General features: G+C 44.9%; 10 protein-coding genes and 1 pseudogene. 4 read left to right on the forward strand and 7 right to left on the reverse strand.

Going from position 1 to position 12,233, the window contains the following annotated elements:
• Positions 1-285 precede the first annotated feature (285 nt).
• The 3 genes from L0G63_RS12020 (at position 286) to L0G63_RS12030 (ending at position 2,638) form a co-directional block, all read left to right on the forward strand.
• Positions 286-900, forward strand: a complete 615-nt coding sequence (locus L0G63_RS12020; protein ID WP_301450874.1) for a DUF6231 family protein — start codon at positions 286-288, stop codon at positions 898-900.
• Positions 901-1,162: 262 nt separating this feature from the next.
• A complete protein-coding gene (gene pal / locus L0G63_RS12025) occupies positions 1,163-1,681 on the forward strand; it encodes a peptidoglycan-associated lipoprotein Pal (RefSeq protein ID WP_301450875.1) in 519 nt (172 codons plus the stop codon).
• A gap of 156 nt (positions 1,682-1,837) precedes the next feature.
• The gene (locus L0G63_RS12030) at positions 1,838-2,638 is read left to right on the forward strand and encodes a 4'-phosphopantetheinyl transferase superfamily protein (protein ID WP_301450876.1); all 801 of its coding nucleotides are present in this window, start codon (positions 1,838-1,840) and stop codon (positions 2,636-2,638) included.
• 120 nt (positions 2,639-2,758) lie between these two features.
• On the opposite strand, the gene L0G63_RS12035 is transcribed toward L0G63_RS12030, so the two are convergent.
• Positions 2,759-3,634 (reverse strand): hypothetical protein, encoded by an 876-nt coding sequence (locus L0G63_RS12035; protein WP_301450877.1) that lies wholly within the window; start codon positions 3,632-3,634, stop codon positions 2,759-2,761.
• A gap of 591 nt (positions 3,635-4,225) precedes the next feature.
• Here L0G63_RS12035 and L0G63_RS12040 point away from each other — a divergent pair.
• Complete coding sequence (locus L0G63_RS12040) at positions 4,226-4,984, forward strand: IclR family transcriptional regulator (protein ID WP_301450878.1); 759 nt, start codon at positions 4,226-4,228, stop codon at positions 4,982-4,984.
• 147 nt (positions 4,985-5,131) lie between these two features.
• On the opposite strand, the gene mmsB is transcribed toward L0G63_RS12040, so the two are convergent.
• The 6 genes and pseudogenes from mmsB to L0G63_RS12070 form a co-directional block, all read right to left on the reverse strand.
• Positions 5,132-6,076: a 3-hydroxyisobutyrate dehydrogenase gene (gene mmsB / locus L0G63_RS12045; protein ID WP_301450879.1), complete on the reverse strand. Its 945-nt coding sequence runs from the start codon at positions 6,074-6,076 to the stop codon at positions 5,132-5,134.
• A gap of 86 nt (positions 6,077-6,162) precedes the next feature.
• Positions 6,163-7,434: an enoyl-CoA hydratase/isomerase family protein gene (locus tag L0G63_RS12050; RefSeq protein ID WP_301450880.1), complete on the reverse strand. Its 1,272-nt coding sequence runs from the start codon at positions 7,432-7,434 to the stop codon at positions 6,163-6,165.
• Positions 7,435-7,498: 64 nt separating this feature from the next.
• Entirely contained in the window at positions 7,499-8,281 is a 783-nt protein-coding gene (locus L0G63_RS12055) for an enoyl-CoA hydratase (protein ID WP_301450881.1), read from the reverse strand.
• A 32-nt stretch (positions 8,282-8,313) separates the two neighbouring features.
• A complete protein-coding gene (locus tag L0G63_RS12060) occupies positions 8,314-9,474 on the reverse strand; it encodes an acyl-CoA dehydrogenase family protein (protein WP_301450882.1) in 1,161 nt (386 codons plus the stop codon).
• Positions 9,475-9,671: 197 nt separating this feature from the next.
• Positions 9,672-11,156 (reverse strand): CoA-acylating methylmalonate-semialdehyde dehydrogenase, encoded by a 1,485-nt coding sequence (locus L0G63_RS12065; protein ID WP_301450883.1) that lies wholly within the window; start codon positions 11,154-11,156, stop codon positions 9,672-9,674.
• 330 nt (positions 11,157-11,486) lie between these two features.
• Positions 11,487-12,233, reverse strand: a pseudogene (locus tag L0G63_RS12070) (AMP-binding protein); the annotation flags it as partial.

The raw sequence follows: 12,233 nt of genomic DNA on the forward strand, positions 1-12,233 counted from the left end.
GCCTAAAAAATAGTCGCTGTCAGTGCCATGGTCGAATGTTCAACACGCCCTATAAATATCGTTTTTATAGCAATATTTTTAGTAAACAAAGTCAGGGAATATAAATGACTTTTTACTTGATGACTTTTATTTATAGATAGATTGACCTAAATCCTTAGATTTCAAGTATTGGGATTGTCATATAAACAATTAAACACATCACAGGCTTAGGTTATCAATTGGATAATATCGCTGAAAATGATTTAATAGGCACAACAACGACTCACCTCTAAATATGGCCATTATATGACGATACATTCTACCAAACACTCAAAGATTACCTTACCTTTATTGATAGAGTATGTTGATGCGCTCATGACATCGCTTGATAGCTCCATTGATAAGCAAGCACAAACGATCGATGCACAAGATGATGCAAGACTGTTGTGGGTAGCGCATGACAAAAAAGAGCGATCACTATTGCAAACAGCGCTTGAGAAACAGACAGACACCAATGACAAAAATAATGCGTCGGCTGAATCATGGCAGTTATCAACCTTATCAGAACTGACCAAACAGCCTGTACTGGAACGTTACGAGCTTGCTTGCTTTTGGCTCCCAACCCTGTCACATGAATTATTACATCAGTATATTCCTGCTCTCATGCGCTACCGAGATTTGTATGCCGCCCACCTATTGGTTGCCCTTGATGACTCAATAGATCTAAAACCTTATGGATTTACGCCATTTGATATCTTAGATGAGCCTTCGGTGAATATTGGCGATATTGAATCAATAACGTCCGCCACTGTATCAGCGACACTCTGGCAGTTCAATTTATATGATTATAAACAACTGCCAAACTGGCTCAATGCGGACTACTGGGCCAATCCTGAGAACTGGGGTAAACATCGTTGGTAAAGTACTTAGGCTCTTTTTTGCCGCTTCATTGCTAAAAATACACGTATAGAATGACTATACTCACTATTGTTATCTGCGAACCGCCTAAAAACAGTCTCTGTCAGTGCCATGGTTGAATATTCAACACGCCCTAATATCTGTCGTTATTTACAGTAAAAATACTTACATAAATTAACAGTTAGTATATGATGGATAAAGATTGCCTAAGTTTTATCGTAAGCAGTTCACAAAAACAATTTAATTAAAATTTTAGGAGCTCGTCATGTCAATCAGTTTTTCTAAGATCGCTGTCCTTGCTGTACTATCAAGCGCCGTTGCAATCACAACAGGTTGTGCCACTAAGCGCTCGACTTCAGAAGTTGTGGTCGCTCCGCTAGGTATTCCTGGTGGACAAGTTGGCTACACTGGTGCAGTGATTGCTGATAACCCAACTGCCGTCGTTGCTGGTGCTGATAGCTTGCAAGCTGTGGTCTATTTTGCTTTTGATAGCAGCGAAATCACTCCTCAAGCAGCGAGCGTCCTTAATCAACACGTGAGCCTATTAAATTCAAACCCAGCAGCTGGCGTTGTGATTGCTGGTCATACTGATGAGCGTGGTAGCCGCGAGTATAACATGGCGCTAGGCGAGCGCCGCGCCCAAGCAGCGCGTGACTATCTTGCTGCTCAAGGCGTCACTGCCAACAATATCCGCGTCATTAGCTACGGTGAAGAGCGCCCTGCAGCCGCTGGCAATACTGAAGCTGCCTATGCACAGAACCGCCGTGCTGAGCTGTCTTACTAAAAGTCGTTAGACCACCTGTCTTTAACAAGCCCAGTGATATTATATTGCTGGGCTTTTTATAATGTACTATGTGGTACAAATATATAAAGTGTATACAAAGCCTTTACGCAATTTAAGTCTTTAAAGATTCTTAACTAAAATGTTCGACGATCAGTCATGATGATAGCAGCTCTGAACCTAAGCAATATTCAATATACTCAGCTCAATCATGACACATGGTGTGCCACCGCCAAAGTAGGTGGCGCCTCCAGCTTTTCAGGCTTTCCTAGTTTACAATACAAATCATACTGGTTTTCAGCACATTCTTCTTATATGGCATCTATTAATCTTAATGAATTTAGATGGCATTATCATACGTTGACCACCCCAACATCAAAACGCACGATCAGTCATAGGCAATATCAGCAGCAACGACAAGGCGTAAGATGCCTATTGCAGCAACTACTTGATACGCTCGGTATGAACGATGTCTTAGATGAATCAAACTTTCCTTATCGCCTCATCGATAGTGGATATTACGTCTGCTTTAGCCATACAAGTATTCATGATAAAAATAAAGCGGAAAAACAGTCCAGTCGACCTAACGAGCATCCGTCATTTAGCTCAATAGCAGTGGTAATCAGTCGTCATCGTTCTGCTGGTATCGACATAGAGAGTAATAACGTGGCTTGGCATATCGCCAAGCGGTTTTACGCAGCGCAGGAAATGGCTATCTTGCAAACATTACCGACAAAACAACGTGACCATGCCGCCAAGTTGTTGTGGCAAATAAAAGAAAGCTTTATTAAAATCCATCAATATACCTTGGCTCAAGGCCTAAGAATCGACTACTCTGATATCGTTCCTGCCTTAATTGGTAGCATGAATAAAGAAATCCTTACGGTTAATCATATTAACGAGCAATCCCATTACCAAATTGCAGTACTGCGCCCCCACCAAACAGTCGTTGTTTTTTAAGGATATCTAGCGATACTCTCGCAACTCATTTTCACCACTTTATTTTGAACATAAAAAAACGACCCTAAAAAGGGTCGTTTTTTACTTTCTACTAATAACCGTCATTAGACCATCATTAGATTAGAAACGGTAAGTTGCACCAACTTTTACGATTGGCATCCACTCAAGGTAGTCTTTATCTTCTAACTCTTGCTCAGCACGCTTAGCAACTTGGCCAGCATTTAAGCCAGAAGGAACATCAGTTACGCCGTTAGAGATACGTACAGGGTTGGTTGAATCAGTTGCATTAACTGTGGCATCTGTTTTACCCATATAAGCTGCGCCAACTTCACCGAATAAACCGAAGTTGTTAGTGATGTTAGGACGGAAACCGATAGTAGCATAAGGCGCTAGCTTGTTGCGGTGTTCCATAGTACCTTGTAAAGTACCTACATCATCTGCGTTGTATGATACGTCGTTAATTTTATATACGCCGCCTTCTGGGTTAGCAGTTACATCGAGATCGTTATCCGGTACAATGATACCAGCCCCCATAGTGAACCAGTTACCAGTAGGACGTAATTGTACGCCTAGGTATGGGTTACTAAAGTCAGCATCTACATCATAGTTTACGTCGTTTGCATCAAAGTCGCCGCCAAACAGGTCAGCAACATCACCGCCTGCCCAACCAGCTTGTAGTTCAGTTTTTTCATTCAAACCCCAAGCGATATTGGCACCATAACCTAGTGTACCAACTTCAGCACTGACAGCAGCTGGGTTGATAGCTGTTTGGAAGAAAGTCTTAGTACCACCAGCGACAGCGCCAGCTGTGTTACGTACCACACCAGCATCAGCATTATATGCATAAGCAGGTTCGGCTTCATAAGCGACAGCGACTGGCTCTGCTTCATATGCGACAGCTGTGTTGTCATCAACAACGACAACTGGATCAGCTGCTAATGCAGCCGTTGATGCTAGAACAGCGGCAGAGATAGCTGTAAGTTTAATAAGTTTCATGATTACTCTCCTAAATGTAAAATAACTCGCCCGTAAAAAAACGATGACTTTGTTTGTTTTGAATCACCATTTTGTTGAGGAGATTAAAACAATTTTGGCTCAAAAAGTCACCCCTACAGACGCGCTTTTTATTTGCCATTATGTAAAGATTGCATAGGTATTGTAATAATTGCTACATCAACCGGCAAAAATTCAACTTTCTGTTACACAACGCTCTCAAAGTGATCCAACAGCGTAGACATGATTTTCAAGTGACTTAATACTCATGTAAGGATATTACAAAATATGTCATTATCATCGCTTACTGACGTCTCAGCTTCAATAACAGTTATATAGCTTATTACTACAGATTGTTGTGTTTTGTGAATTAACGTATCTAGGGGTGTTTTTGGACAAAAAAATCAGTTAGGAAAATAAACGACATAAATGTCTTGTTATACCACGACTAACGTTTGTCTAAGCGTTATATTGTGCTAAATTAGAGACAGTAATAAACCAGTTACAAAGCCTCAGGTTTATGACTTTTTGTTATAATTATTAACGCGTTGCAAGCGACTGCGCTTTCTCATTTTTTATTATCGAGCAATTTATATGCCTAAAGTATCGTCGATTACCCGTGTGCTAGAGATCATAGAAGCGGTGTCGTACGCTTCTAAACCTCTCTCTCCACTTGAGCTGTCGCAAGAGTTGGATATTCCCAAACCAACCATCCACCGTTTGATTCAAAACTTAGTCGATGAGGGGTTTGTCACCGTTGATATCGGTGGCGGCATCATACCTGGCAAGCGAGTGCGCAATTTGAGCGTTGAGCTGTGGCAGCAGCGCCAGTTTTTTAATGAGCGGCAGATGATTTTGCATAAGCTGGTCGAGGAGATCGAAGAGACTTGCGGGATTGCGATTCCTTATCATATGAATATGCTCTATACCAACCGCGCGCAGACCTCACTACCTTTGCAGATTTATCTGCCTGTGGGCGTCAAGTCTCCGATGTGGTGTACGGCGACGGGTAAGCTGTATCTGAGCCAGCTCTCTACCACCAGCCGTAACAAGATATTGAAAGGCTTGCCTTTGGATAAATTTACCAAAAACACCATCACAGATATCGATGCGCTCAATCAAGAGCTGGATAAAATCGCTGAGACAGGGGTCGGTATCGACAACGAAGAGTTTATCTCGGAGATGGTGGCGGTGTCTGTGCCTGTATTAGATAAGAAGTCACGTTATCTGGCCTCTTTGTACTTGCATGCGCCGACCATACGCGTGTCATTAGACGATCTGATGACGCATGTGCCGCGCCTACAGCAGGCAGCGCAAGATATCCAAGCGCTGGTTTACGATCTACAAAGCTAGTAGAGTCATTGCTCATTCATTACTATGATCAAATAAAAAAAGGTTCATGCTATAAATGTAGCATGAACCTTTTTTCATCTAACAAGCACTCTCTATTCACAATAGTAAGAGCGATTGAGTATATGAGTCGTTATTTCTAAGATAATTCTAAAACAATACCGAGGCATCATGACGACCCATGATACTAGAAAAGTCTTTATCGCCATTGTCTTGCGCATGTGTGGTATATAATTCAGTGGCCTTGGCACCCATCGGCGTATCAACATGAGTATCCTTTGCCGTTTGCATCGCAAGATTTAAATCTTTTTGCATAAGCTTACTCATGAAGCCGCCTTGATAGCCATTGCTAGAGGGAACGTTTTCCATGACTTGCGGATAAGGATTATAAACCTCTAGCGTCCAGTTACGACCTGAGCTCTGTAACATGATATCTGACAATACTTTAGGATCTAGACCGTTTTTCACTCCTAGATTGATGGCCTCTGCCGTTCCTGCCATTAGGATACCTAAAAGCATGTTGTTACAGATTTTTGCCACTTGTCCTGCGCCATGCTCGCCTGCATGAAAGATATTTTTACCCATCGCTGACAGTATCGGCTCAGCTTTGGCAAAAGCATCAGCGCGACCACCAACGATAAAGGTCAAACTACCAGCAACCGCCCCGCCTGTCCCACCAGATACTGGAGCATCCAAAAAGTCGATACCAAGCTTGCTTGCAGCCTCTGCGACCGTCCTAGCATCAGCCGCCGCTATCGTACTGCTATCTATTACCAGCGTACCCTTGGGCAGCGCTGCCAATAAACCCTCAGCGCTACTATCACCTAAGTACACAGAGTGTACATGCTGACCTGCAGGCAACATACTAATGACAACTTGAGCATTACTCGCCGCCTCTTTCGGGCTCTGTGCCACGCACGCACCCGCTTTTTCTAGGCGTTTAGTGGCTGCATCAGACAGATCAAAGACAGAAAGTGTATACCCTGCCTTTAGTAAATTCTCTGCCATGGGTGCACCCATATTACCAAGCCCAATAAAAGCAATACTTGGTTTAGAAGTGTCATTATCCATCGTACCTGTCTCCTTTGTACTCATCTCATCACTCCTTGATGATTGATTATGTAGTCATTACTACTTTTTTTGCTGTATTTACTAACGAAGATTAAATGGTATATAAACCGTTAGTCGAGCTGATTGCCCAATGCCTTATCACTCAACCAACCTTCTAGAGGATGCTCGTTTTTGGGATAAGGATTGGCAAAGTGCTGATCAATATGCGCTTGCCCCTCTGCGCTCAAGCACTCTGCTAGTGAGCGCGACCACTGCGGGCGCTTGTCCTTATCAATCAATAATGCTCGCACGCCTTCTTTGAAATCAGGATTGGCTGCACAATGCACTGCCACATTAGCTTCTAGATACAAAACCTGCTCTATCGACAAATCAGCAACTTTATGAAACATTGCATATGTTAATGCTGCTGTCACAGGGCAGCCATGGCGATAGGTTGCGATGGCTCGTTGTGTCCAGCTGTCATCTGCAAACTCTTTGCTCAGATCTGCAAGCGCCTCATCGCTTTGTAGCAGGGCATCAATATCTGCCAGACCACCGCTGCTCATCAATTGATGTATAGGCCGCCAGTATGTCGCAAGCTTACTGTCAGGTAACTCGGCGGCTGGTAGCTTGGCAAGTGCGCGGCTAACGATACTATGAGCGCTATTATGATGAAATATACCTGTCCTATTTGCATCAGCTACCGTGTGCCAGTTGCTCTGCTTGAGACGCTGTATGATGGCCTCGTAATCACTACTAAGGACAGCATACTCTGCCAGATTGGCCAATAGCGCATCGCTCCCATTACACATCGCGCCCGTCAAACCTAAAAACAGCCCTGTTTTGGCAGGCATTCGCTGCAAAAACCAACTGCCTGAGGCATCAGGAAATAACCCAATCGTAATCTCAGGCATGGCAAAACGGGTGCGCTCTGTGATCACACGATGACTGCATCCTGCCATCAGCCCCATACCACCGCCCATGATAATGCCGTCGCCCCAAAGTATGAGCGGCTTTGGATAAAAATGCATTTGACGATACAGACGATACTCATGACTGAAAAACTCAGTAGCATAAGGGTTCGGCATTGGGGCACTGGTAGACATACTGTCATAGAGCTTACGGATATCACCGCCAGCACAAAACGCCTTGTCTCCTGCCCCTTTTAGTAGTAGTGCAACCACGCGATCGTCCGCTTGCCATTGCTTTAGCTGTGCTGATAAAAGTTGGCACATATCAACGCTGAGCGCATTAAGTGATTTTGGTGTATTGAGCGTCATTATCCCGATTAGATGTCCACAAGCTGTGGGCTCAGTATGGAACAAGACAGAGGCTGCTTGTGCTGCATTATTTACTGATGTTTGGGAGTTAGTATCATTAGTCGATGTCGTCGCTGCTGTCATAAAAGTGACCTATAAAAATTAAAAAACATGATAAATATTATGGCTTACGCCTTTTAAACATCGCTCATTTATTTTGCCAATTGGGTTGACGCTTCTCCAAAAAAGCCTGCACCCCTTCGCGTTGATCCATGGTGTCGAATAGCTTCACAAAAGCTTCGCGCTCGTGAATAAGGTTCTGAGCAGGCGGCGTGTCTCTGGCCGCCTGAATCAATGCTTTGGAGTAGCTCACTGCAACGGGCGATTGCTTTGCCACTTTTTTCGCCAAATCTTGAGCCGCTTGTAACCCTTCGCCCTTTGCTGCAACCTCTTCGACCAAACCAATGCGTAATGCCGTGTCTGCATCAACGCGCTCGCCGCATAATATCACGCGCTTGGCCCAACCTTCACCCACCAGCCACGGTAGATTTTGGGTGCCGCCTGCACAGGGCAGTAATCCAACGCCAGTCTCTGGTAGCGCCATTTGTGCATGTGTTTCTGCAATACGAAGATCACATGCAAGCGCACATTCGAGACCGCCGCCCATCGCATAGCCATTAATGACTGCAATACTGACACCGCGATAATTAGACAACGCTTCAAACGCCTCACCGAACGCAATCGCCATACTGATAGCGCGTCCTTTGTCCCCATCTGAAAAATTGTTTAAATCTGCACCCGCTGAAAAGAACTTTTCTCCATCTCCATGTACGATCAATGCGTAGACATCATCATTGGCATTAAGGTCTGTGATAAGCTGCTTGAGAGCCTGTAAGCTGTCCATCGTCCACGTGTGCGCAGGCGGGTTGTTCAATGTCAGTATGGCGGTATGACCATCGATCGATAGGGTTAGATTGGTATAATCTGTCATAAAACATCCTTGTTTTGGTAAAGCGAGATAAATTAGCGTAACTGGCTTAGCCCTTCATCTTGCAGCACTTGACGTGAGATAATCACTCTCATGATCTCATTGGTGCCTTCTAGAATCTGATGCACGCGCAAATCTCGTACATGACGCTCAAGTGGATACTCATTCAGGTAGCCATAACCGCCATGTAATTGCAGAGCTTCATTGGCAACTGCAAAACACAGGTCTGTTGATAAACGCTTTGCCATCGCACAGTAAGTAGACGCTTGCCCGTCGTGGTTATCGACTTTATTGGCTGCCAGATAGAGCATTTGCCGTGCAGCAATCGTCTGAGTCAGCATATCAGCAAGTTTGAATTGCACAGACTGTAAGTTGGCAATGGGACTGCCAAACTGACTGCGCTCTTGTACATAACTGGTGGCTGTCTCTAATGCAGATTGCGCTGTACCGACTGCGCAAATTCCAATATTGATACGACCACCATCGAGTCCTTTCATGGCGATACGAAACCCTTGACCTTCCTCGCCTATTAGATTTGCGGCTGGTACTTTGACATCTTTAAAACTGATGGTTCGGGTCGGCTGCGCTTTCCAGCCCATTTTGTGCTCATTTTTGCCGTATTCGATACCAGCACTATTGGCATCAACCACAAATGCTGACACCCCTTTTGGGCCTGACGCGCCTGTACGCGCCATCACCACCAATACATCGGTCGAGCCTGCACCAGATATAAAGGTTTTTTCACCGTTTAATACGTAGTAATCGCCTTGCTTCTCCGCTTTGGTACGGAGGGAGGCTGCATCCGACCCTGCATTCGGCTCTGTCAGACAATAACTGCCAAGCCACTCACCACTCACCATGTTGGGCAAATATTTTTCGCACAAAGGCGCACTGCCATACTCACCAATCATCCAGGCGGCCATATTATGAATGCTCATATAGGCCGCCACAGACGTATCGCCCCATGCCAATTCTTCAAATACCATGGCTGAATCGAGTCTTGGTAATCCCAGACCGTCATATTCTGGGTTGGTATATAACCCCAAAAAACCAAGCTCACCCGATTTTTTGATCACATCCACTGGGAAGTGGGAGTTGCGATCCCATTCAGCAGCATGCGGTTTGAGCTCTTTTTGTGCAAATTGACGGGCGGTTTGGCGAAAGGCAATTTGGTCATCGGTCAATGTAAAATCCATGGGGTCATCCTTGTTCTTATAGATCAAATAGAGGTCTTAAATCTTAGAAAATATTGATAGAGACTCTCGTAAACACAACGGTAAGCGAGTTTATAAGACATTGGCGCTACCTGATAGCGGCATAACGATCATCACACTGCGTTTCATAGTACCGCAAGTCGTATAACCGTCATACTGTAAATCCAATGCGCTAACAATTATATAGAAATTGTCGTGTTGACACCGCGGCTTGCCTCATCGTCGAACCAACGTGCAGTGACCGTTTTTGTTTGAGTATAGAACTGTACGGCTTGTTTACCATAAGGACCTAAGTCGCCCAATTTACTGGCACGTGATCCTGAGAATGAGAACATAGGAAGCGGTACAGGAATAGGTAAGTTAATACCGATTTGACCGACCTGAATGTCTTGCTGGAATTTATGTGCAGCAGCACCTGATTGGGTGAATATCGCGGTGCCGTTACCGTGTGGATTGGCATTGAGTAACGCAATGGCTTCGTCTAAGCTATTAGCCCGCATGATGCATAGGACTGGACCGAATATTTCTTGTTGATAAATTTGCATGTCGCTTGTGACATTATCAAAGATTGTGGGTCCCACAAAGTTGCCTTTTTCAAACCCTTCAACGGTAATTCCGCGCCCGTCAAGTATCAAGCTTGCGCCTTCCTCGACACCCGTACCAATTAAGTGCTCGACACGGGCTTTGGCTGCTGTAGAGATCAGTGGGCCCAAATCTTTATCATTTTTACCAGCTGATACGACCAAACTCTCTGCTTTGGCTTTGATATCGTCGATCCATTCGCCAGCCGCACCGACCAATACTACCACCGATAGCGCCATACAGCGCTGACCCGCTGCACCGAATGCCGCACCTGCGAGCTGATTGAGCGTTTGCTCCTTGTTGGCATCAGGTAAAATAACGCCATGGTTTTTTGCACCCATCATACACTGCGCGCGCTTACCCGATTGACTGGCACGCTCATAGACATGCTTGCCCACACTCGTAGAACCCACAAAAGACACCGCCTTAATATCTGGATGGTCACAGATAGCGTCGACAGTGGCTTTGCCACCATGCACGACATTGAGGACACCTTCAGGTACGCCTGCTTCAATCGCAAGCTCCACCAGACGCATGGTCACCATCGGGTCTTGTTCAGATGGTTTGAGGATAAAGGTGTTACCTGTGGCAATCGCCATCGGGAACATCCACAGAGGAATCATCGCTGGGAAGTTAAACGGCGTGATACCCGCACACACACCGAGTGGTTGCCAAATGCTATAAGTATCAACGCCTGATGCGACGTTTTCTACAAAGTCACCAATTTGTAGATTGGCAATACCAGCCGCATGCTCTACAACTTCTAAACCACGAAACACATCGCCGCGCGCATCAGCAATCGTTTTGCCCTGCTCCGCTGTCAGAATCTCTGCCAGTTCATCCATATGCTCACGAATAAGAGATTGATACTTTAAAAAGATGCGAGCGCGTGTGGTGATGGGTGTTTTTCGCCAGGTTTCAAACGCTGTTTGGGCGGCTGCAACCGCTTGGTTGATTTCATCATCGGTGGTTTGTGGTACTTTTGCGATGACTTCTTGGGTGGCAGGGTCGGTGATATCAATCCATTCATCCGTATTTGACTGCATGAACTGACCATTGATGAGCTGCTGAACATGATGCATAAGATATCCTTATCTTTTTTGCGAGACTACCGTGTGATGGTATCTAACTATTCCTTGAGTGGTCGATGCGATAAGTATTTAAGAAGAAATGCTTATTAAAAATCACTTTTTAAAATGATTTATTTTGTATCATTATTGACTATAACAATAAATCATTTTTAGGGTCAAGCGCTTTATTGAAATTTTGTTAAGTTTGTTTTATTGAAAATAAATCGCTCAATCAATGCCAATAAAAAAGCTCATGACGACTCATGAGCTTTGAAAGCTTGCCTGATTTTATGAGTGATAGAGAGTCCCACTCGCTCATAGCGCTGAGTTAATGGCTACCATCTAATACTCTTTCATGGACTGCTTAACGGCATCAATAGCGGCTGGATTGTCTAGGGTAGACATATCTCCTGTCGGTTTATCCTCTGCTAACGCCCGAATGGATCGGCGTAGAATTTTGCCAGAGCGTGTTTTTGGCAATGACTGCGGAAAATAAATGGCAGCAGGCCTTGCGATACCGCCCAAGGATTTGACCACAGCGCCTATGACTTGCTGCTCAATACGGAAACGATTTTCGGTCGTTTCTACCTGCGTCTGATCTTTTAGCACACAAAATGCTATGGGCAGCTCGCCTTTTAGCTCATCTTGCACCCCAACAACAGCGCATTCTGCCATCTCAGGATGGGTGCTGATCGCCTCCTCAATCTCTTGTGTCCCTATCCGATGGCCTGCAACATTGATCACATCATCCGTCCGTCCTAGGATATAAAAATACCCCTCTTCGTCGGTCACTGCATAATCTGAGGTAGAATACTGTCGACCATCAAATAACCCAAAGTAGCTACTCATAAAACGCTCATTATTACGCCATACTGTGGTGAGACAGCCAGGTGGTAGTGGCGCTTGAATCGCAAGGAGTCCTTTTTCACCCGCTTGACATACCTCCCCTGTCTCCTCGTTGAGGACACGTGCCTCATAACCGTACATAGGATAGCCAGGCGAGCCTTGTTTGTGCGGTTTATGATTGAATTTTGGGGTGTAATGGACAAAATTCATGCTAAAAAGTAGGTGGTAGTCGCTAATGGACAT

It is taken from the genome of Psychrobacter sp. (assembly GCF_030454045.1).
Taxonomy (GTDB): Bacteria; Pseudomonadota; Gammaproteobacteria; order Pseudomonadales; family Moraxellaceae; genus Psychrobacter.

Bases quoted from the DNA above. Each gene is read 5' to 3' on its own strand.
- L0G63_RS12020 (WP_301450874.1), top strand. From the start codon at position 286: ATGACGATACATTCTACCAAACACTCAAAGATTACCTTACCTTTATTG.
- pal (WP_301450875.1), top strand. From the start codon at position 1,163: ATGTCAATCAGTTTTTCTAAGATCGCTGTCCTTGCTGTACTATCAAGC.
- L0G63_RS12030 (WP_301450876.1), top strand. From the start codon at position 1,838: ATGATGATAGCAGCTCTGAACCTAAGCAATATTCAATATACTCAGCTC.
- L0G63_RS12035 (WP_301450877.1), bottom strand. From the start codon at position 3,634: ATGAAACTTATTAAACTTACAGCTATCTCTGCCGCTGTTCTAGCATCA.
- L0G63_RS12040 (WP_301450878.1), top strand. From the start codon at position 4,226: ATGCCTAAAGTATCGTCGATTACCCGTGTGCTAGAGATCATAGAAGCG.
- mmsB (WP_301450879.1), bottom strand. From the start codon at position 6,076: ATGAGTACAAAGGAGACAGGTACGATGGATAATGACACTTCTAAACCA.
- L0G63_RS12050 (WP_301450880.1), bottom strand. From the start codon at position 7,434: ATGACAGCAGCGACGACATCGACTAATGATACTAACTCCCAAACATCA.
- L0G63_RS12055 (WP_301450881.1), bottom strand. From the start codon at position 8,281: ATGACAGATTATACCAATCTAACCCTATCGATCGATGGTCATACCGCC.
- L0G63_RS12060 (WP_301450882.1), bottom strand. From the start codon at position 9,474: ATGGATTTTACATTGACCGATGACCAAATTGCCTTTCGCCAAACCGCC.
- L0G63_RS12065 (WP_301450883.1), bottom strand. From the start codon at position 11,156: ATGCATCATGTTCAGCAGCTCATCAATGGTCAGTTCATGCAGTCAAAT.